The 22,122-nt window shown below is 29.3% G+C and carries 24 protein-coding genes; 6 read left to right on the forward strand and 18 right to left on the reverse strand.

Annotation, left to right across the window (positions count from 1 at the left end; all coding sequences use genetic code 11):
• Positions 1 to 48 precede the first annotated feature (48 nt).
• The 11 genes from CLPA_RS15040 to CLPA_RS15085 all read right to left on the reverse strand — a co-directional run bounded on the left by CLPA_RS15040 (position 49) and on the right by CLPA_RS15085 (position 9,504).
• Positions 49 to 426, reverse strand: coding sequence for an HIT family protein (locus CLPA_RS15040; RefSeq protein ID WP_034829895.1), 378 nt, complete (start codon positions 424 to 426; stop codon positions 49 to 51).
• 102 nt (positions 427 to 528) lie between these two features.
• Positions 529 to 2,433, reverse strand: a complete 1,905-nt coding sequence (locus CLPA_RS15045) for a 3'-5' exonuclease (RefSeq protein ID WP_003445509.1) — start codon at positions 2,431 to 2,433, stop codon at positions 529 to 531.
• 247 nt (positions 2,434 to 2,680) lie between these two features.
• Positions 2,681 to 2,875, reverse strand: a complete 195-nt coding sequence (locus CLPA_RS15050; RefSeq protein ID WP_003445511.1) for a hypothetical protein — start codon at positions 2,873 to 2,875, stop codon at positions 2,681 to 2,683.
• A gap of 48 nt (positions 2,876 to 2,923) precedes the next feature.
• On the reverse strand, positions 2,924 to 3,361 hold the full coding sequence (locus CLPA_RS15055) for a hypothetical protein (RefSeq protein WP_003445514.1): 438 nt from the start codon (positions 3,359 to 3,361) through the stop codon (positions 2,924 to 2,926).
• A 187-nt stretch (positions 3,362 to 3,548) separates the two neighbouring features.
• The gene (locus CLPA_RS15060) at positions 3,549 to 4,133 is read right to left on the reverse strand and encodes a hypothetical protein (RefSeq protein ID WP_003445516.1); all 585 of its coding nucleotides are present in this window, start codon (positions 4,131 to 4,133) and stop codon (positions 3,549 to 3,551) included.
• A gap of 251 nt (positions 4,134 to 4,384) precedes the next feature.
• Entirely contained in the window at positions 4,385 to 4,513 is a 129-nt protein-coding gene (locus tag CLPA_RS21935; RefSeq protein ID WP_257786222.1) for a hypothetical protein, read from the reverse strand.
• Between the two features lie 246 nt (positions 4,514 to 4,759).
• Positions 4,760 to 5,059, reverse strand: coding sequence for a hypothetical protein (locus tag CLPA_RS15065; RefSeq protein ID WP_003445518.1), 300 nt, complete (start codon positions 5,057 to 5,059; stop codon positions 4,760 to 4,762).
• 134 nt (positions 5,060 to 5,193) lie between these two features.
• On the reverse strand, positions 5,194 to 5,787 hold the full coding sequence (locus CLPA_RS15070) for an IS1096 element passenger TnpR family protein (RefSeq protein ID WP_152982473.1): 594 nt from the start codon (positions 5,785 to 5,787) through the stop codon (positions 5,194 to 5,196).
• 66 nt (positions 5,788 to 5,853) lie between these two features.
• Positions 5,854 to 6,045 (reverse strand): hypothetical protein, encoded by a 192-nt coding sequence (locus CLPA_RS15075; RefSeq protein ID WP_003445521.1) that lies wholly within the window; start codon positions 6,043 to 6,045, stop codon positions 5,854 to 5,856.
• 84 nt (positions 6,046 to 6,129) lie between these two features.
• Positions 6,130 to 7,803: an AAA family ATPase gene (locus CLPA_RS15080; protein WP_003445523.1), complete on the reverse strand. Its 1,674-nt coding sequence runs from the start codon at positions 7,801 to 7,803 to the stop codon at positions 6,130 to 6,132.
• 147 nt (positions 7,804 to 7,950) lie between these two features.
• The gene (locus CLPA_RS15085) at positions 7,951 to 9,504 is read right to left on the reverse strand and encodes a hypothetical protein (RefSeq protein WP_003445525.1); all 1,554 of its coding nucleotides are present in this window, start codon (positions 9,502 to 9,504) and stop codon (positions 7,951 to 7,953) included.
• Between the two features lie 198 nt (positions 9,505 to 9,702).
• Between CLPA_RS15085 and CLPA_RS21255 the strand changes: the two genes are divergently transcribed.
• Positions 9,703 to 9,861, forward strand: a complete 159-nt coding sequence (locus tag CLPA_RS21255; RefSeq protein WP_155760386.1) for a hypothetical protein — start codon at positions 9,703 to 9,705, stop codon at positions 9,859 to 9,861.
• Positions 9,862 to 9,908: 47 nt separating this feature from the next.
• Here the strand turns inward: CLPA_RS21255 and CLPA_RS15090 are convergent, their stop codons facing one another.
• The 3 genes from CLPA_RS15090 to CLPA_RS15100 all read right to left on the reverse strand — a co-directional run bounded on the left by CLPA_RS15090 (position 9,909) and on the right by CLPA_RS15100 (position 12,208).
• A complete protein-coding gene (locus tag CLPA_RS15090; RefSeq protein WP_003445526.1) occupies positions 9,909 to 11,015 on the reverse strand; it encodes a hypothetical protein in 1,107 nt (368 codons plus the stop codon).
• Positions 11,012 to 11,491: an RNA polymerase sigma factor gene (locus tag CLPA_RS15095; RefSeq protein ID WP_236900351.1), complete on the reverse strand. Its 480-nt coding sequence runs from the start codon at positions 11,489 to 11,491 to the stop codon at positions 11,012 to 11,014. Before CLPA_RS15095 ends, CLPA_RS15090 begins: the two co-directional genes overlap by 4 nt.
• A gap of 171 nt (positions 11,492 to 11,662) precedes the next feature.
• The gene (locus CLPA_RS15100) at positions 11,663 to 12,208 is read right to left on the reverse strand and encodes a pyruvate kinase alpha/beta domain-containing protein (RefSeq protein WP_003445530.1); all 546 of its coding nucleotides are present in this window, start codon (positions 12,206 to 12,208) and stop codon (positions 11,663 to 11,665) included.
• Between the two features lie 448 nt (positions 12,209 to 12,656).
• Between CLPA_RS15100 and CLPA_RS15105 the strand changes: the two genes are divergently transcribed.
• Positions 12,657 to 13,868, forward strand: a complete 1,212-nt coding sequence (locus CLPA_RS15105; protein WP_003445534.1) for a hypothetical protein — start codon at positions 12,657 to 12,659, stop codon at positions 13,866 to 13,868.
• A gap of 236 nt (positions 13,869 to 14,104) precedes the next feature.
• Here CLPA_RS15105 and CLPA_RS15110 read toward each other — a convergent pair whose 3' ends face one another.
• Positions 14,105 to 14,473 (reverse strand): carboxymuconolactone decarboxylase family protein, encoded by a 369-nt coding sequence (locus CLPA_RS15110; RefSeq protein WP_003445547.1) that lies wholly within the window; start codon positions 14,471 to 14,473, stop codon positions 14,105 to 14,107.
• A gap of 78 nt (positions 14,474 to 14,551) precedes the next feature.
• Between CLPA_RS15110 and CLPA_RS15115 the strand changes: the two genes are divergently transcribed.
• Entirely contained in the window at positions 14,552 to 14,920 is a 369-nt protein-coding gene (locus CLPA_RS15115; protein ID WP_003445549.1) for a MerR family transcriptional regulator, read from the forward strand.
• 196 nt (positions 14,921 to 15,116) lie between these two features.
• Positions 15,117 to 15,323: a hypothetical protein gene (locus CLPA_RS21260; RefSeq protein WP_003445552.1), complete on the forward strand. Its 207-nt coding sequence runs from the start codon at positions 15,117 to 15,119 to the stop codon at positions 15,321 to 15,323.
• 194 nt (positions 15,324 to 15,517) lie between these two features.
• Here the strand turns inward: CLPA_RS21260 and CLPA_RS15120 are convergent, their stop codons facing one another.
• Both CLPA_RS15120 and CLPA_RS15125 read right to left on the reverse strand, forming a co-directional pair.
• Positions 15,518 to 16,087, reverse strand: a complete 570-nt coding sequence (locus CLPA_RS15120; RefSeq protein WP_003445554.1) for a nitroreductase family protein — start codon at positions 16,085 to 16,087, stop codon at positions 15,518 to 15,520.
• A gap of 191 nt (positions 16,088 to 16,278) precedes the next feature.
• Positions 16,279 to 16,851 carry a TetR/AcrR family transcriptional regulator gene (locus CLPA_RS15125; RefSeq protein WP_003445557.1) on the reverse strand — a complete coding sequence of 191 codons (573 nt, stop codon included), beginning with the start codon at positions 16,849 to 16,851 and terminating at the stop codon, positions 16,279 to 16,281.
• A 182-nt stretch (positions 16,852 to 17,033) separates the two neighbouring features.
• Between CLPA_RS15125 and CLPA_RS15130 the strand changes: the two genes are divergently transcribed.
• Positions 17,034 to 17,735 carry an ABC transporter ATP-binding protein gene (locus CLPA_RS15130; protein WP_003445559.1) on the forward strand — a complete coding sequence of 234 codons (702 nt, stop codon included), beginning with the start codon at positions 17,034 to 17,036 and terminating at the stop codon, positions 17,733 to 17,735.
• Positions 17,732 to 20,785, forward strand: a complete 3,054-nt coding sequence (locus CLPA_RS15135; RefSeq protein WP_003445561.1) for an ABC transporter permease — start codon at positions 17,732 to 17,734, stop codon at positions 20,783 to 20,785. The genes CLPA_RS15130 and CLPA_RS15135 overlap by 4 nt, the downstream gene beginning before the upstream one ends.
• A 239-nt stretch (positions 20,786 to 21,024) precedes the next feature.
• Here CLPA_RS15135 and CLPA_RS15140 read toward each other — a convergent pair whose 3' ends face one another.
• A complete protein-coding gene (locus CLPA_RS15140; protein ID WP_003445564.1) occupies positions 21,025 to 22,110 on the reverse strand; it encodes an Ldh family oxidoreductase in 1,086 nt (361 codons plus the stop codon).
• Positions 22,111 to 22,122 lie beyond the last annotated feature (12 nt).

Genomic DNA, 22,122 nt, shown 5'->3' on the forward strand with positions numbered 1-22,122 from the left:
CCCTATTCTTACACTAAAGGGCCAAGAGCACTCATAAAACTCTCTCTTTTATCCATCATATCTAACCAATGCCTCTTTAATATTCCTTATACCACCCTTTGGATTTTCCACATCACCCTCATATCTTGGAATTAAGTGAACATGTAAATGCATAACTGTCTGTCCTGCATCATATCCTACATTTACTCCAACATTATATCCTGACGGCTTTAGCTGCTTATCTATAATTGTCTTTACCTCATTCATTAAAGAATATATAGCTTTAACCTCTTCTACTGTGGCTTCAAAGAAACTTTCAAAATGTCTTTTAGGTATTATTAGAACATGTCCTTTATTCACTGGAAATTTATCATATATAGCAAAAACCAGTTCATTTTCTGCTATATACTCATTCTTTGAATATTCACAGAATATACAATTCATAATTAACCTCCACTATGTAAGATTTTACAACTTGCTTTTCATTATTAATTTATATATTATACTGAATTTATTGTATGTATCCTGTGCATAAATATAATATTATTTCTACATCCCAAACAATTTCCTTACCCTACCCATAAATCCGCCTTCACTTTTCTCTTCTTTAGCAATTTCCTCCTTTGCAGCAGCCACCATGTCTTCTACCTTATAAGCATTTTTATATTCTCTGTTGCTGTTTATTTGGGCTTTTAGCAAATCTTCTATAATTACATTATTCTCACTATAAGTAACCTTAAGAACATCTCTTGCTCTAGTCATTCCCACATAGAGAAGCTTCTTTGATTCATTGATACTATCTAATAATCTATTGTTAATGCCGCAGATATACACATATTTAAAGTCCAAGCCTTTCACACTGTGAATAGTTGAAATATTCACTTTTCCCATATCCATTCTAAACTTTGATTTGGTATTTCCACTTTTACTCATAATAAAATAGGGTATATTTTTACTGGAAAAAGTGCTTTCTAATATCTCCAAGTAATTTGTGCCTTTACAGCTTTTATGTACGTAGGCTACACAAATTTCACTATAATCTACACCAGATTGTTTTAGTCCTATAATTTCTTCTACTATTTTATTGGCTTCATCCTGAAAATCATTGCAGCTTATAAGTTCTGGATAATCTCCTCTTCTAAGACTTGTGTCTGGCTTAATGGTGAAATTATTGTCTTCTTCGTCTAGCTTTTCCTGAAACATTCCATCAGTTAAAAAAGTATAGGCAAAATCCAATATCTCCTTAGTATTTCTATAATTTTCACGCATTATAGTAGTTCTTCCTGCTGCTTTTATACCTACAGATTTAAGTGTGTAATTCCTGTTATAAAGATTTTGTGCTCCATCTGAAGCCAGCATCAGATGACTGTGTTCAGGATTTCTAAGGGTTTTAACTATAAATTCCAACCATTCTTTTTCCAGATCTTGTCCCTCATCTATAAAAATGGCATCGTATTTCTTTATATTTCCCAGCATATCCTGTGATATTTTAGCTATATTTTCATTTATATCTTTATCCTTATAGATCCCGCTCTTTAGCCCCAAAGATTTAAACACATCATTTATCCATCCATGAAAATGACTGACCTCTACATTTTGTATATTATTTTCTATAATAGAGTTTCTTAAAAAACTTGCAAGAGTTTTATTATAGCAAAGTACTAATATGTGCCAGTCTTTGTGGATATCTGCTAAGTATCTTGCTCTGCATATCAATATAACCGTCTTTCCGCTGCCGGCTACTCCTCTTATGACCCTATGACCATAGCCTAAACTTTTAGCATAGGTTTCCTGATTCAGATTCATTACCTTGAAAATAGCATCATTATCTGTGGATAGTTTTACCTCTTTAAATAAATTTCCTCTTATTCTGTCCATGCTGGCTTCAGATATTCTGCTAAATTTAAATTTAGCCGGTATCATATTTTGAAGTATATCTATAAGCTTTTCACCACTGATATTCTCTTCCAATTCCTTTAAATCATCTTGATATATTACAGCCTTATCATCTATAGTGTTAGCAAAGGGACTGTCTAAAAAACTTTTTCTGCTTATTTTCGTAAATACTACTCCATATCCAAAGGTAAAGGATAAATTATTTTTATATACTCCCGTCTGCAGCAGAGCTTTATCCTTTTTTAATTCATTTACTATATTTAATATGTATTCTCTCGCTTGTCTTAATGGATTTGCCTTTGTACCCAGTGTACTTAATGTATATGTATTAGAATTTCCACTTTCAATGTAATTTAATGACCAATCCTTTACTTCCAACACCACAATTCCTAAATCTGGACCTAAAACTATAAAATCTGGATATCTTTCATTAACTCTTATATCGTACCAAACTATATAATCTTCTGGAAGATTATTTTGTAATATCTTAAATACTCTCTTTTCTCCTGCAGTAGCAGTTTCCAAACTACTTATGCTTTCAGGTATAATTTTTGCCATAGTATCACTTCCTCGTCCTGTATAATGTCTCTTCTTTTGTTTTATATTTAGCTACATAACTACATAAAATCCAATTTTATTTCTCTTTATTCCTATTATAATGTAAAATTCACATTATTTTAACAATGTTTTAAAAATTTATGATTAAAATTTTCTAAAAGCATATAATAATCTTTATATTTTTACGATTTATAAGTTAAATTTCATAGATAAAAAGAGTTGTCTTTTACAACAACTCTTTTATCTTCTATCTTATATTGTAAATAGATCCATCTACTTCCACTTCTTTTGCACGATCTATTGTAACTGTTTTTCTCCACCAGTTTCTAAAAAAATCTTTGCATAAATTAGCAGCAGTCCTTATAGGGCATGCCTTTTCATGTTCTTCACTTTGAAATTCTGTATTATCTCTCATAAGCCTTATGAAAGTATTTTGTAGCATAAAACCAATCTCTCCTAGATTTTTTCTTATCCATAATTTCTTTCTTTGTTATTTTAAGTATCTTAGAAGCTCGCTCTGCTTTCTATTTCTTCTAGTTTCTCTGTTAGGCATTTTTATATTAGGGTCTATTACTAGGTTCACAATACCTTCTTCATTTAATTTCTTAAGTTGTTCTTCAATCCTATTCACATTTGTTGTATTAATAGTAAGCAATTGAAGAATTTTGCTTATAGAAAACATTATTAACATTAAAACTATACCTAAAAATAATATGCTAAAGCCTCTTAGCCACTTAAATTTGATAAAATAAATTATAGTTACAGTTATTGTAGTTACTAATGTAATACCTCCTAATAAATTCATAACTGCTTCCAAAATTTTGCCTCCAACTATCTCTTCTCCAAAAGAGTAATTATCTTGTTTCTCATCTAAATCATATTCCTGTTCATTGTCATCTGTTCCATATTGTGTTTTTTCTTTCGACATAATTTCATCTCCTTGTGGATCAATCCCTATTCTATTATAAAATACAAAAAATGAGTTGAAAAACTCACTTTTTGTATAAAACTTACATTATTTATCCCTGCATTATGTAATTCTATTATAGTAATTCCTTTATTAATTAAATTATATATTTCTTTAATTATACTGAAACAATATGATACTGTGAACATCACATTTTATCCATAATTTCTGCAATAGTACCCGTTCCTGTAAAATCATTTCTTAATAATTCAAGGTACATTCTGTTCCCAAATCTTCCTCCAGTCACATTATCTACTGTTTTCATCATTCTTATTAATATAAGTTTTTGTGATTCTACAGGCATTTTAGTTTTTTTAGCATTTTTATTAAACATATTAAATATTTCCTTTTCAATTTCATTAAAAGTGTAAATATTTCCTTTTCCATCTAAGGAATAAAATATCTTTGTATAACAATCAGTAATAAAATCATCAGTAACATTTGTATTGTTATAATAATTTTCAAATATAAATTCTTCAAAAGGTCCTATTAATTTTAACATTCTACTATCTTGATATATGTCTTCTTCTCTATTAAAGGATTGCTTTACTAACTGCATTATTTGTTTCTTATTTTCTTTAATTGCACCTTCAACAAAATATTTACAATCACTTACGCATTCTATTTCTAATCCTTTTTTACTTCCACAACAACTTGAACATATAACGCCATTCAAAGCAGGACACTGCCTTGAAAATTTTATTTTTTTATCACATGATATACACTTTGCCATCTATTAATTACCTCGCTTCTGTTTATTTTTAATCCTAATACTCTAATTTCTAAATTCTATATAAACTTAGGCATCTGAAAATAAATAAGAAGTCAAAGATGCGACGAATATTTTGAATCCAACAAGGAAACCGGTTCTGATGATAGTTGGACTATCAGAGGGTTCTGTTGACGCAGTAGGATTTAAAATAGGCTAGCATACTGACTTAGTTATTTTTTGAAGATTCCTTAATTCTTTTTAAGAATTTTCAATCACAGTTCTATTTTCTTTCTCATTTCACCTTTTAATGCAGATCTTCTATTATTTTCTGCTATAATTGTATCATAATAATCTTTAAAATCATTTTCTTTATTAAGAAAACTGAATATTTCTTTAATCATGCTGCAGTAATATGCCGCCTTAGCATATCTTCAATACCTTCTGCATCATATTCATCAACTTTAAATATAAAGTCATTTAAATTTTCAACAAAAAGACACTCATGATGAATATAGAAATTTTAAAAGGGAACATACAATAGATTCTCTTTATCCAAATCCATATACATTCCCTTTTACATTAACATTTTCTTTCCTTCATAAAAACTTCTTTTCCTTCAAATGTAATACCTATTTCTAAAATATTCTCTATTCTAGTGTTCTCATTTCTAAATCATATTTTTTCATAGCTTTTTCTAAATTTAATGCTTCTACAACATCTTTTACTCTTGCTTCAACGATACCCTTTTCTAAAACCACCTTTGTCTCTGCAATTGTCATTTTATTTCCTTCTATATTATTTGATGAAAATAATTCATAGAATTTAAAGTCATATTTCATTATATTTTCTTTATATTGATTTATAAAAAAAATCAATTCATCATTATTTAAAGATTTATTTAAATAAATAAATGATTTAAATTTTCTACTGAATTTTAATTTTCCCATTTATCTCACCCTTTTTTATTCTTCTATTTTCTTCTTTATCTCATCCTTTACTATTGTTTTCTCTTATAATTCTATCATAGTAATCCTTAAACTCATCTTCTTTATTAATAAAATTAAATATCTCCTTTTACTTTTTACCACTCATCATCAAAATCCGGATACTGATCTACTTTTCCTTTGATTTCAATAATTTGCGGTTTTAACAGCGTAATTTTATCTTCTTCCTCAATCTTAAACATTTTAACGTTAAATCTCCAGTCATCACCATAGTCAAAAATATATAAGAAATCTTGTTTTTCATATATATTTAATTCTCCAATTTTAACCTCATCTACGTAAGGTCCTTCTTCATCATAGGAACATGTGAATTTATTATTTGACCATGCCTTTCCATCCATGAAAAATGCATACATGTGATCATTATCAAAATCAAAGGCTTCTTGTATAGAATTATGTAAATCCTCAAGGCTGTGTTGAGATGATAGTTTTATTTTAGCCCAGTTATTTCTACCTAAAGAAATTTTAAATGTGTATATTCCACTGATAAATTTATTAATATTTCTAATTAAAGTGTCAGATAATACCCCTTTTTCAAATATATCTATAAAAGGTATTTTAAACTCTTCTTCAAAATCAATCTTCCATTCTCCTAATTCTCTCCTATAAGGTATATTCCATAATTCTAGATTTCTCTTTTTATTGAGCATTTTTATTATTTCCTTTCCCAAAGGATTTATTATAATTTCATCTGGCTCGAAAAATCGTCCATTTTCCTTTGGATCAGTTTTTTCACATTATTTATAATTTAGTATTCCATAATAATAAAGATATAATATTATAGATGAACTACTGTATGTTATAAATCTATCTAATTTAGAAATTTCATTTGGTTTCTGCTTTGAAATCACAGATAATAATTTAGCAGACCTATAGGCATCTAAATTATCATAAGTTTGATACCGAAGACTTTCAAAATCGCAATCCATCCATAATATCTCTAAAAGAGAACTATATTTTTCTGTTACATTTCAAAATATAGTTCTATCCTAATATTTTCTTCTTTTATTAGATTAACATTTTCTTTCCTTCATAAAAACTTCTTTACCTTCAAAGGCAATACCTATTTCTAAAATATTATTTATTCCCAGTGTTCTCATTTCTAAATTATATTTTTTTTCTTTTATTTGTTTTAAAGCTGTATTTACTGCATCTTTCAAGGTCTCTTTTCTTCTTTTATTTACCTTTTTAAACTCTATAATTATACCTAGAGCTTTTTTGTCCTTAGGTATAATCATAACATCATATCGTCCATATTCACTTTCCCTGTTTGATTTTATGTAGTGGGTATTCTCTAAAGACACTAGCATACCAAGTACAAAGGCATGATAAAACCTTTCACTCTCTCCGGCTACATCGAAATAACTTAATGTTCGATCTATTGTATTTGAAAACATAATATCAAAAGTCTCTATATCACCACTTATTAAAGCCTTTAACATATCATTAAAATCTTCATTTACATCTGATTTATTAAACCATTCCAAAATTATATTTTTAAATAAACTACTGACTTCTTTATTTGGGATAGAAAGAGTACCTAAAATATCACCATCTATATTTTTAATCTCATTAACTTTTAAATATCCGGTAAACAGGAGAAAACTCCATATATTTTCAGAGTTCGTATTTACCTCTTTCATAACTATATTTTCATTTATTTTTTTCTCTAAAACCTTTCCTTCTATTAAAGATTCTAACTCAACTTTTACTTTATTATCTGATTTCCCCAAAATATCTTTTATTAAATCGTTAGAGCTGGTATTTACCCAATGGCATATAAGTCCTCTATCAATATCCTTTATGTAATTTAGAATACTCCATGGATTATAAATAACTTCTCCTGCAAAATTATATCCGTTATACCAAAACTTAATATTTTTCAGCTCAGTTTTTACATTGTAGTATTCTAATAACTTTTCAACTTCATTTTCTGTAAAACCAAAATACTCTTTGTATCTACTATTTATTAAGCTATAAACCTTTATATTATTAAGTCCTGAAAATATACTTTCCTTTGCAACTCTCAGAATCCCTGTCATAACTGCTTTTTCTACATTAGTATTATCTTTTAGTGCACCACTAAAAAAATTCCTCATGAATCCTATAAGTTCTGAATAATAACCTTTTAAATGAGCCTGTTGAATGGGCACATCGTACTCATCTATTAGAAGTATTGGCTTTTTTCCTATATATCTATATATAAGTTCTATTAAAACTTTAACGGACATTTCTATTTCTACTAAGCTGCACTTTCTAGCTAATATTTTAGTGAAGTATTCTTTTTCTTCTCTACTACACTTAGAATATAAATTAGCTTTAAACTCTTGAAAAATACCTGCCATTAAAAAGCTTATAGCTTCTATGCAATTATTGAAATTAGAATGTTTCATGTCTTTAAAGGTGATGTAAATAACTGGATAGTTTCCCTGAAGTTTAGTTATATTTTTATATTTACTTATTTCTAAATTCTTAAATAAGCTTATATTTTCTGATTCTTCTATTTGAAAAAAATATTTAAGCATAGTCATATTAAGTGTTTTTCCAAATCTTCTTGGTCTTGGTATTAATATAACCTTTGAATCATCTTCTATAATTTCTTTAATGAATAAACTCTTGTCTACAAAATAATAGTTATTTTCAATGATTTCTCTAAAGTCACTTATACCTATAGGAGTTTTTTTCATATAACCTACCCCTTTCAATAGTTTTGATTTCTTCCATATTCTAGCTTTATAGTACAAATTTTATTCTTTACTTAATCTTTTAATATGTACCATTCATCATCAAAATCAAATTTCTATATAAACTCAATTCTCTTTTAAGGATTGCATTCACTCTTCTATTTTCTTCCTCATCTCATCCTTTAATGCAGGTCTTCTATTGTTTTCTCTTATAATTCTATCATAGTAGTCCTTAAACTCATCTTCTTTACTAAGAAAATTAAATATCTCCTTAATTATGCTACAATAATATGCTGCCTTAGCATATCTCGATCTTTTTGCTGCGTCTATGTGAAAGCTTACCATTTCCTTAAGTATTTTCACAGCTTCATCTATATAAGAATCTTTTCTATTTATATCTTCACTTGATAGCAGCATATCTTCAATACCTTCTGCATCATATTCATCAACTTTAAATACAAAGTCATTTAAAGTTTCAAAACTAAATTTTTTATCATAAAATACACGGTATAGCAAAGATCTGCATATATATTTAAAATAATAATACTGATCATACTCTTTTGCTTTTTCTACAAGCTTTAACAGCTTATCTATTTTCCCTTCATAAGACAGAATCTTTATAAATATCCATTTATAATTATAACTTTTCATAGTTTTTAAATGTTTTTCAGAATCTTTCATAAGACTCTCTAAATTATTAACCTTTTCAGCAAAATAACGAGCTCTTTTATAATTTTCGTAATTACTGTCTTCATAAAATAAATTTTTTGCAGCATAAAATGCTTCTTGGAAATCATTTAGTTTCTCAAAGGAAATTATAAGAATATCTTGTAATTGAATTCTCACTGATTCTGCTTTAATTTCCTTCAATGCCTCTTTAGTCAAATTTATACTTTGTTCCCATTTTCCCAACTCAAAGTATGCTTTTACAATATCATAATAAAAATTTACATTATACCTTAAAAAGCTTTTAGCAAACTCAACTTTATTGTATCCTTTTTCATACCTGTCATAAAAATTTTGGAGAAGTTTAAAAATGGAATATTCCATACTCCATTCATCACATATATCTATTTTTCTTCTCATAATTTCTTCCAAAATAGAAATGTCATTTACATGAGAAAGCATGGCTTCTTCACATCTCTCTCCAAAATTTAACCATTCTTTAAAGCACTTAGCTACTCTTTCTTTTTTATCTTTTATGCAATTTACTATGGAAGTATAATATTCATCAAATACATCTTTCCAATTCACATCTATGTAACATTCGGGACTTTCTGTTCCTAGAATTTCTTCATCAAAGGAAGCCTTTTTAATACAATTAAAAAGTAATTCAAAAGCTTCAAAAGCAACATCATAATTTTTATTCCTAGAATATAGTAAAACAGTATTAAAATATTCAGTGAATTTTTGAGCCCACTGGCTCTCTTTAAAATCATCATAATCATAACTATCCCAATAATCATCGTAATGAGGTTCTGCATAATATTCTCCCTTAATACAAGCTTTATAAAAATCTTTAACCTCTTTTAAAAATTCCGGTTTACCATTTTTATTAGCTGAATCTATAGCTAACTTAGCATCTATATTTTTAGATATAAATTGTATTTGTTCAGTTTCATCAAGTCTATCTAAAAGTTCCACAACTAGCCAAGCTAATTTTTCTTTATCAAATTTTAATAGTATTTCTATCTTTTCATCCATAAGTTTTACCTTTCCAATTCATATAATAATTATCAAAACTAAAAATTTCTTTAATAATATCTACTTCATTATACTTTTAAGCTATTATAGGATTATTATACCTAAGTTCTATAGGATTTCATCATTTATTTAAGTTAAATTTTAAATGCAAATATTCAACGCAAAACAAGAACATATATTCGTATAGAATCCCCCCAAATGGAAATATTTCAACAAAGTGCAGTTGATTTCTTTAATATCGATACAAAAATAATTACACCAGCTGGAACAGAAATGAAAGACAAACAGCATACAGAAATCCTTATAAATCATATTCCTGTATGCTCCTTCATAATAAAATTTTCTCCTAATCCATAATACTTATAAATAGTTATATCCTTTTATAAAAATACAACCATTGTCATCTATTTTATATAATCTTTCAAAAATTTTTCAAATTCATCACTGACTTCATGCCTTGAAATGAATCCTATGTTAGGATAATATTCTGAATCAGAATATACTCCGCTATTATTATATATTCTTATAGTTACTGAATTGCTTAGTGCATTTGCTGCAGCTCCCTCACTACCTGGTGTTGATGAAGGTACATCTTTTGCTTCACCAGCATTAGAATGTGATTGTGAGCTTGATATAGCAGTATTATCTAAACTTGAATTATCCTCATAATCAGGGGAAAGTGTTTTTGCCTTGTTATTAATTATTTCTGTATGTTTATTCACGTCTTTATAGTCAAAAAGTTTGTTAAAATAATCCTTACTTGAATTCTTAATAGGAGAATAATAATTATAAAATTTTGTAATCTTGTTTCTATCTGTAATTTCACTTATTATGTTAGATTTTTCCGGCACTGCAGCTGTTCCCTGTTTTTCATCTTTTGTGGGTACAGTTTCTTCATGATAATTTAGAAATTGAATTTTTGATATATCTTCTTCCTTATTTATACCATAAAGTTCAAGATAAGCTTTTACATCTTCATCTTCATTTTCCATGTAACTGTCAAAATTAAAGAATTTAAAGAGTTTATAGCTATCATTCTCTTTTACTGCAACAACTGCTTCACATCCTGCTGGCAGATAACTATACACCTCCTTACCATTTAAATTTCCATCAATACTATTTGTAACAGTTGTAATCTTATGTCCAATATCTTTTTTATCTATGGTTTCTGGAAATTTAAACTCTTTTTTTTCACTTTCAGATAAAATATTGTAAGTCTTATTTTCTATTTTAAACTGATTTGTAATCCTAGCAGAGTTGTCATTTATAGGCATCTTAGGTCCATTAACTGTCCCTCCTCTCATTATACTAGCCGTTTCCTTATTTGAATTATGAACCGTTAAAGCTCCAACAAAAATGATAGCTATAACTAATACCGGAATTGCTATTTTTATATTTATTAATTTTCTATTATTATAAGAGTGTTCTAATATATTATTTAACATTCTCTGTTTTGCATTATCACTAGGTGTTAAATTATCAAAGGACTTTTTTATATCTTCTTTTTTCATCCTTCCTCTCCCTCCATTTCAATTTTAAGAAGTTTTCTTCCTTTATATAGATATCCTTTTATAGTAGATACATTCTTTTCTAATATTCTTGAAATTTCTATGGTGGAATATCCTTCATAGTAATACATATATAAAGTTGTCCTATATTTTAAAGGAAGCTCCATAACCTTTTTTATAGTATCATCAATATGAATATATCCATCTACTGCAATTTCTTCTTTTACATGACCTATTGTTACAGTTTTTCTCCACCAGCTTCTAAAAAAATCTTTACATAAATTAGTAGCAGTTCTTATAAGCCATGCTTTTTCATGTTCTTCACTTTTAAACTCTGTATTATCTCTCATAAGTCTTATGAAAGTATTCTGCACCATATCCTCAGTATCATGCTGATTCTTCATATACAGAGTGCACACCCTGTAAACAGTATCTACATGTCTATTGTATATCTCCGATATTTCTTCATTTGTGCGCACAAAAGAACTCTTCATGTTGTTCCCCCCTTCACTAGTAATACGATTAAAACAGTAAAAAGGTTTTAAAATTATAGATTTATATTTTAAAATCAAAAAAGCGAGTTAAAAAACTCACTTTTTAGCAGCTAATCTTATTTGTCCACATAAGGAATTGCATTGATTCATTAAATCCTACCACTCCGCCGGCTTGCAGATAATCTCTCTTATCTTAGTCTTTAATATTTCTGAAGCATGGGCAGGTCTTATTATCATGGCAGTGTCTGCACCTCGTCCACTGCCTGATATGGCAATTATGTCTTCACCATAAGGTATAACACCGCCGTCCAATGCCATGGTGCTTATTTCCACACCGACTTTAGTTCCTTGTCCAAGCATTCTAAGAGAATTGGCAATAATCTCTACAGGCATTACTCCTCCAAATTGTTTTGATAAGCCACGCTCTGCACCTGAAAGCACATGACTGGAAGTATATATAGTAAATCCATATCCCTCCAGTTCCTTTCTCTTTTCTTCTGAAAGCTCCTGAACTCCACTTTCAGGGTAACCATTGGCATGGGTAACCACTACTACATTAATACCACAATCCTTAAGATAAGCAGGAACATCCCCTTTACTTGTAGCCACCACTATGTAGTTTATATTTCTTTCCTTTGCAGTTTTTACTGCCAGTTTTACAGTTTCTTCTGTGTTTATTTTTCCTGATTTTTTAAAATACATATACAAATACCTCCTAAATTCTTGCATTCTCCTATTTTCTTCCTCATATCATCCTTATTATTTAAAGATTTGTTTAAATACATAAATGATTTAAATTTTCCACTGAATTTTAATTCCTTTATTATAAATTTTTACCATAAAGTTTACGCTAAATTAATTACTATATTTATTTTCCTTATCAATTAATTTTATCATAATATTCTCTAAATTGATTTTTTATATTTACAAAATATAAAAGTTTTCTTCCAATAATTTTTAATGTCAAGAAATCCTATTACTTTTTTCTATAAACATTCATTAAAAATTTGTAATGTTTTTTTATGATATTTTAAAATGTATAATTAATTATTAATTTTTAACTTTTTAGTTTGACACAAATATATATGTATTCTATAATTTAATTGCGTATCAGGAAAAAATAGTAAAAAATAAGGAAGCGATTTTTTATATGGTGAATATTATCAAAACTGCAATTATAACTATAGTAATATCCTTTATATCTGGAGTACTGTTAGATTATTATAAAAATCTGGCACCTAGAATATTATGTACTATAAAAAATACTGTACCTATAGACATGAATGGTAAAAAATTTTTTGCATACATCATTACAGTTGTAAATGTATCAAAAAAAACAATTCATGAATTAAATTTAAATGTACAAAGTTCACAAAGTAATTTAAAAATTACAGATGCAAAAATAACAAAGGGATTAAAATTTGATTCTTCAGTAAAGGATAACATTTTAGACGTGTATATGCCATTTTTAAGTAAGGATGATAAGTTTTCAGTGACAATGTATGTAGAAAATCCACAGGCAGTACATAATAAACCTGTTATTGTAATTAGATCCCCTGAAAACTTTAAAAGAATAGACTCTGCAGGACAAAAGGGGATTCTTGCTTTACTGCTGAGTATACCTGAAAGTATAAAACAAGCAGTGTTGAACATAACAAAAAGCTCTAAAAAATCTGCTACTGATAAAAGAGAGGACTTTACAAGAGCTATAGATAAATCCTCAGATGCTGAATACGGAATAAATAACGGAAATAGGAAACTCGGTAAAGCTAAAAAAGCAATGATCATTACTGTACCAATTATTTTACTTGTAATTGTAGGCTTTCTAGGAAAATCTTATTTCAAAGGATTGCCTGCTAATACATCAAATTCCACTGTAAATACTGCTCTTCCTAACCATTCAACTGGTTCAAAAGGTTCAGCATCAGAAGATACAATAAAAAGTAAAAATTCATCAGAATCCGGTGGATATAAGGATACAAATAGAGCAACTGAAAGCTCCACTAGAAATACAAGTAAAAATTCATCTATAAGAGGGACAACTAGAGATACAAATTCAAGTTCATCAACTAAATCATCTGGAACATCCTCTGAAAATAAAGGTACCTCTTCTGGAGCGTATTCCCAAAATAGAGGCACAAATACAACAATTGAAAATTCATCTGGGAACACAAGCAACAATACATCTACTAGATCATCCTCTGAAAATACAGTTACAAATACACCATCAGGAGCATCTTCTGAAAACAAAAGTACAAATGCATCCTCTGGATCATCCTCCGAAAATAAAGATACTAATTCTTCATCCGGGTCATCCTCTGGTTCATCAACTGGAACATCAACTGGAAATGCATCAAACTAACTTATTGATGTTATTGTTGCAGTTATATTTGATATTGAAAAAGTAGAAGGCTTCTAAAAAAATTTTCAACTTAATATTAGACATTTATGTTTTATTTAAAGAGTTTAAATAGAGATTATCCTCTAATAAAAAAACAACTTTTATTAGAAGATAGTCTCTTTTATATTAACACAAGATTATTTTTCATTTTTATAGAACTTAAATCAGTAAAATAGCAACATTTCTTCTACAATTAATCAATTCTCATTGAAAACCTCCTTTGCCACAAAAACTGCATTCAGAACCTTTGGAAATCCTACATAGGGAATACATTGTAAAAATACTTCTATAATTTCTTCCTTCGATATCCCCACATTTAATGCTCCATTTATGTGAACCTTTAGCTGCTTTTCACAGCCTCCCAAAGTAGTCAATGAGGATAAGGTAATAAGTTCTCTTTGTTTTAAATCAAGGGCAGGTCTTGTATATATGTCTCCAAAGGCAAACTCAATGATATACTTTCCAAGATCTGGAGCGATATCCTTAAGAGATTCTACTACTTCATCTCCTCCCTTACCATCTACTTCTTTAAGCTTATTCACACCTTTTTCATATCTATTTTCCATAATTGAATTACCTCCTGTTTTTTGATAATATTATGATACATGCTGGAGTTAACTCCATGTCAACAGGAGGTTTTTAATTTGAAGTATTACATTGGAGAATTTTCTAAAAAAGTTGGTGTCAGTATAGATACTTTGAGATACTATGAAAAGCTTGGTCTTATTTATCCTGAAAGAGATAGCATTAACAAGAGAATATACTCTGAGAAAGATATATCCTGGATAAATTTTATAATTCGTTTAAAAGAAATAAACATGCCTATTAATCAGATACAGTATTACTCTGAATTGAGGTATCAGGGAGACAGCACAGCGGAAAAGCGATTGGAGCTTTTAGAAAAACAAATGAATAGATTAAATGCAGAAAAAGAAAGGATAGAAGAAAATATACATCATCTTAATAAAAAAATTGATGCCTATAAACAAATGCTTAAGGACAAGGACAAATAGCTGGATATATCATAAATCCGCATTACTTCATATTACATTTTTTATCTAGCTCTACCCATTTTACACTTGCCAATCAAAAACTATTTAGAATTCTTAATTAACAAGTGATATTCTTAATAGAAACTATATACAGCAAAGGAATTGGGAAGAAATCAGATAATTACATAATGTAGAATTTAAAATTAAACAATGTGTAGTGGAAATATTTTCAAAAACAGGCCATATACTAGAATTAATATCTACTATATGGCCTTATCGTTTAAAAGAAAAGTATGACTTAAATAATAAAAATTATAAATTATATCTTGATACTCTTTTAGCAATTAAATATTTTAGAACAAATCTTGGAATTTTAGACATAAGATCCATATTTGCAGAAAAAATTTGTCTTAGTATCACCTAGACAAAGGCAGCTTACCATAATATCTGATTGTCTTATTTCATATCTCAATGCTTCTGTAAAACATAAAACAAATGCCTTAGTTGCGCCATAAACAATGTAGTATATATAGAGTTTTTAACTCTAGTTCATCCTTTAAGAATAAAGTTAAACAATAGTTTTTCATTAAATAACTATATTTAATTTAACATAATTTGTTATTTTACAATAATATCCTCAAGTTTTCTTTTTGGTACATGGTGAACTCCATTTTCATCACGCCAATATTTAATATTTTTTGAATCTTTAAGTTCTTCCAAAACAACCACTTCCTTTGGTTTCCCTAGCGCTATCACAAGTATTATTTCGAATTGCTCCTTAATATTGAGAGCTTCCCCTAGTCCTTTTTTATTGACTGCTCCGAACATACATCCACCAAGACCTTTTTCGCATGCCCCCAACAACATACTTTGACAAGCGATACCGTGATCCCACAAATAATTTGTACTGATGTTTTTATCTCCTAGCATAATTATATAAGCAGAAGGTTTCTCCCCTTCCTCTGGTCCATCCCAATCTTTAAAATAACCTGCCCACTTTAAATGATGAAAAATAAGATTGTTTTTCTCCTCTGTATTAGAGAGGATATATTTCAGAGGCTGTAAATTGGCTCCTGATGAAGACAAACGAGCCAAATCAATCAATTCTTTTAAAGTATCCTGATTTATTTTGTAATTTTGTTCAAATCTCCTATAGGTTCTATTCTTTTTTATTAGATCATAAATCATTTTTTTCATCTCCCTACTTGTGTATCTATTTCATCTTTTTTACTGTTGCGTGTTATAAAAAAAGAAAACCAATAACTAAATATATCTTGCCATTAACCTAGTTACCTTTGGATTTTGCTCCTTTTGCCACTTGTTGTACTAATATTGCAATTTATCTATTGACTAACTTTATTATATTAAATACAATACAATTAATCAAAAGCTGTTCTTCCGTTAATAGCTATTTTAAGTATCAGCTCCGCCATTTCTCTGGCAGGCTTTTTCATGCCCTCATTCAACCATTTTCGAATGATACCTACACTGCCATTTGCTAAAAAATCAAATATGTATTCTGCATCTTCCTTGTTTAAAAAATTGCTTTCTGTATCTAACGGGAAATGCTGCTTTCCAATAATCTTTGTAATTTCCTGCTGAAACTTTATATCCCCATTGGAATTAAGCAGCAGATCAAATAATTCTGAGTTTTCCTTAATATACTCTAATATTTTTTCAATTCCATCAACAGGTACATCTGCTCTATTTTTAAAATCATAGTATGTTAGATACTTACTAATATCATCAATAATATCTTTTTCTATCTGATGAAGCAAATCATATTGACTGACATAATGTGCATAAAAGGTAGATCGGTTAATATCAGCATCCTCACATATTTCTTTTATGGAAATTTTCGATATGGACTTTTGTTTTAATAATTTTACAAAACTATCCTTTATAACCATTTTAGTATACTTCACTCGTCTGTCTATTTTCTTTTCCCTCATATAAATAATGGCCTCCCCTGTTATATAAAATGCATTTTTACTATTTATCAAACACTTTATGAAAATCTGTTTTACATCTATCATTTTTTAATTATCTGATTGTTGTATTTATTTCATTATGTAAGTATACTTTATTAGTGATGGATAATCAACACATTGTTTATTAAAATGGGAGGTATTTCATGTCTTTTATAGAGTTTAAAAACATAAAAAAAGAATATATTACTGGAGATGTAACTATTACAGCAGTTAAAGATTGTTCTTTTTCAATAAAAAAAGGTGAATTAGTAGTGATACTTGGCCCCTCCGGTGCAGGTAAAACAACTGTTTTAAATCTGCTGGGGGGAATGGATAATCCAAGTGATGGTAATATTATTGTAGATAATAAGGAAATTCATAATTACAATAAAAAGCAGCTGATAAACTACAGACGTAATGATATTGGGTTTGTATTTCAATTTTATAACCTTGTAGGAAACCTCACAGCACTTGAAAATGTGGAACTTGCCTGTCAGATATGCCCTGACTCACTGGATCCCAAAAATATTTTAGATCAGGTAGGATTGTCTCACCGTATAAATAGTTTTCCCTCTCAGTTATCTGGAGGCGAGCAGCAGCGTGTTGCCATAGCTAGAGCAATTGCCAAAAATCCAAAGCTATTATTATGTGATGAACCCACAGGAGCCTTAGACAGCATAACAGGTCAGAGGGTTATTGAACTTTTGCAAAACACCTGCAGAGAAATGGATATGACAACAGTTTTAATTACTCACAATGCCGCCATAGCGGATATTGCAGACAAAGTAATACAAATAAAAAATGGAACTGTGGAAGATATTCTTATCAATGAAAGTCCTAAAAAAGCTGAAGAGATAGCGTGGTGATTGATTTGTTATACAAAAATACATTGATGAAAATAAAAAAATCCTTTGGAAGATATATTTCTTTATTTATCATAGTTATAGTAGGTGTAGGATTTTTTTCAGGATTAAAGGGAAGTTCACCAGATATTATCTCTTCTGTAGACAAATACTATAAAGAGAAAAATTTAATGGATTTTAAAATTGTAAGTACCTTAGGATTGACAAATGAAGATGTAGATGCTCTAAAATCATTAAAAGATGTGAATACTGTTGTTCCTAGTTATTCTCTAGATGTTTTAGATAAAGGTAAGACAATCAAAGTACAGGCATTAGAAAAATCCGTTAATACAGTAAATCTTATAAGTGGTAGAATGCCTAAAAATCATACGGAATGTTTGGCAGACAGCAAAAATTATAAAATAGGCGATAAAATTACCATTACAAGTGATGTAAATGATAAACTAAAAAACAAAGAATTCATTGTAGCAGGTACAATAAGTTCACCCTTATACATGTCTACTGATTATGGCAACACCACCATTGGTGACGGAAAGCTTTCTTCCTTTATCTTTGTGAATAAAGACAATTTTACTATGGATGCCTATACGGAAATCTATATTACTGCAGCTAATACTAAAAATATGACCTCCTACTCAAAAGAATATGATGCTTTAGCAGATCATTTAAATAGTGAACTGCTAAAATTAAAACCTGAAAGAGAAAACGCCAGGTATCAAGAAATTTACAATAAAGCAGACCATGAAATAAATAACAATCAGGCAAAGCTCAATGATGAAAAATCCAAAGGTGAACATAAACTATCAAAGGCAAAATCTGAACTTGATGCAAATAAATTGAAGCTTAACAATGCAAAACAGGCACTTGCTGAAAATGAAAGTAATTTAGAGAAAAAAGCCTCAAGTCAAAATATTGAATTTAAAAATGCAAAAGATAAAATTGCTCTAGGCTGGAGTCAAATCAATACTGCGTTAAAAAACAGCAACATTAAAAAGGAAGATTTAAGCGGCAAAATAAATGAACTGAACAATGCCCTCAAAAACATGAAAGTTCAGCAAAGCCAGCTTCCAGCTAAAAGTCAAGCATATGCACAGCTTACTACAAAGATTAATCAGTATTCCACTTCCTATGAAGGATTACTGAAACTTCAAACATCAATAACAGAATTAACTGGTCAAGAAAAACAATTAAACAATGGAATAGAAACTTTTAATACAGAAATTGAAAAGGCAAAAATAAAAATTACTGAAGGTAAAAATGAGCTTAACACCAACGAAAAAAAGTTAGAAAATGGCTACAGTGAATACAACAAAAATTTGGCTCAGTTCAATTTAAAAATAACAGATGCCCAGTCAAAGATTGACAGTGCCAAAAAGGATCTTTCAAAAATAGAAAAAGCCAAATGGTATATTTATGACAGAGATGATATAGCAGGTTATAGTTCTCTAAAAGGCGGTACAGACACTATTACATCTGTAGCAGCTGTTTTTCCTATTTTCTTTATTTTAATCGTCATATTAATGACATCTAATACAATGGCCAGAATGATAGTAGAAGAACGAAATGAACTTGGAACATTGACTTCATTAGGCTTCAAAGATAGAAATATTATTTCAACATATTTGCTTTATGTACTGTCTGCCACTATATTAGGTGCTATAACCGGCTTCTTTATAGGATCTAAAATAATTCCCAACATTATATTTGCCACTTTCAATAAATTCATTTTACCACCGCTGGTTATAAATTATGACATCACAAGTTTATTATTGGTATTGGCAGTTTCCATAACATTGATGACAATGGTAACACTTTTCTTCTGCAATAGCGAACTAAATCAAAATCCTGCTGCTTTAATGCGTCCTGTGCCACCGAAACAGGGTCAGAAAATATTGCTTGAAAAGATAGGATTTATATGGAAAACTCTTTCCTTTACCTGGAAGGTTACTATGCGTAACATATTTCGATATAAACAGAAAGTTATTATGACCATTGTAGGAGTTGCAGGTTGTACAGCACTGCTAGCAGCTGGTTTTGGCTTAAAAGACAGTATGAACGGAGTAGCCGAAAAACAATATGGCGAAATTTTCAAATACAATGCTATAATTGCTCTGAAAAATGAAACTCCTGATATGAGCAAAGATTTGAAAAAACTGCTTACAAAAGAGAAGGTAGAAAATCCCCTTTTAATCAAGCAGACAACTTTTAAAGCTCAATCAGGAAATGACTCCTTGGACACTTATTTAATTGTACCAGTAAATGAAGATTTGTTTAAAAAATATTATGATCTTACAAGTAAAATAACAGAATCCAGTGTAAAATTAGATGACAGCGGTGCAGTAATTACAGAAAAACTGGCGGATACTTTAAAAATAGGCAAAGGTGGTACAATCAAAATAAAAGATGCGGATAATAACTCCTATTCTCTGAAAGTTTCTGATGTTGCAGAGAATTATATGCAAAATTACATCTACATGAATAAAAACCTATATAGTAAAGTATTCGGGGAAGAAGTATCCTATAATATGCTTGTATCAGATTACAGTCAAGATAAAACTACACTGGCAAATCATCTTCTAGATAGTGACTCCATTGTAAATGTTACATTCAAGGATGACATACTAAAGCAGGCCCACGATGGCAATAGCAGCTTAAATAATGTAGTAGTTCTTCTGGTTGTTATTGCATCTATACTGGTAGTCATTGTGCTTTATAATTTAACCTCTATTAATATAAGTGAAAGAAAGCGTGAAATTGCCACACTAAAAGTACTTGGATTTACAGATAAAGAAACTAATGAATATATTTACCGTGAGGCCTTTCTGATGACCCTTTTCGGTATAGCAGCAGGTTTATGCTTAGGAATTCTGCTCCATCGCTTTGTAATTGGAGCTATAGAGGACGATTCAACAGTATATTTTAGAAATATACATGTACTCAGTTTTGTGTGGTCATCTCTGGTTATCATAATAGTTTCTGTAGTTATGCAAATAGTTACCTATTTTAAAATGCAGACAATAGATATGATTGAATCCTTAAAATCTGTGGAATAAAAAAATAAGAGCTGTATCGCAGTGCATACATACACATTGTGATACAGCTCTTTCCTATATTACTATATTATTAACTATTAAAATATAATCTTTCACATATCTCTCATTTACTCTGCCATTTTTAAGAACACTATACCAGTCATACTAAAGTCACCCATAAGCAGAACAGTACCAAGGTACCAAGAATAGTCATAATGGAACGTATTTTATTTCTCACTACGTATTATATAACTTACCAATTATTGAATAATATAGTCATCCATTTTCAAATCAAAATACTTGCATATTTCATCTATTTCCTTCAAAGTATTATCATTCATAGGAATACCATTTTTTATCTTATCCTCATAGGCCTCCATTTCTTTCTCTCCATGAATATATATTCTCTGCTTACCCTTTGCCTTTTCAGATTTTCTAATTTCATTTAAATATTCTGAAAAATTACTTTCAATTGCTTTTTTATCACCAAATATTCCATAGTCAAGGGCAATAAAGGAATGACATGTACCTGAGACTCCATTGGTATGAACATAATTTGCTGTTAATCCACCAGATAAAATTGCCGTAAATAATTCAACTGTGAGGGCAAATCCATAGCCTTTATGTCCTCCTGATATTTCTTCTGATCCACCTAAAGGAACTATTCCTCCACCCTTTTTATTGGACATATTATATAATACATCTTTAGCACTTGAGTTGTCATTTCCCTCTGAATCAAGAGTCCACCCTATGGGAAGCTTGTCATTTCTTTTGTTATAGACTTCTATTTTACCCCTTGTAACAACACTTGTAGACATATCTATCAAAAAAGGATAGGGCTTTGCAGGCATAGATATGGCAATAGGATTACTTCCCATCATAGCTTCTTTTCCAAAGGTGGGTACTGTAATTGCCGCAGAATTAGTCATTGAAATTCCAAGTAAACCTTCTTTTTCTGCCATCCTTGCATAATATCCTGCTATGCCATAATGATTAGAATTATTTACCACAACCATACCTATTCCTGAATTTTTTGCCTTCTTTATTGCCATATCCATAGCTTTTATGCCAGCTATTTGCCCTATAGCCTGCCCTGCATCTATTACAACTGATATTGGTGTTTCTTTAACTATTTTTATTTTTGGATTTAATTTTACCAGTCCACTTTTTATAGATTTATAATATAGAACTAACCTCTGTATTCCATGAGATTCAATTCCAAATAAATCTGCCAATAGCAGTACATCTGTTATATTTTCACTTTCTTCATGATTAAATCCAAATTTTTCAAACACTATATTACATAGTTTTTTCAATCCTTCATAATTATAACTTTTATAACTCACATTTTTCCTCCT

The organism is Clostridium pasteurianum DSM 525 = ATCC 6013 (assembly GCF_000807255.1).
GTDB lineage: Bacteria > Bacillota > Clostridia > Clostridiales > Clostridiaceae > Clostridium_I > Clostridium_I pasteurianum.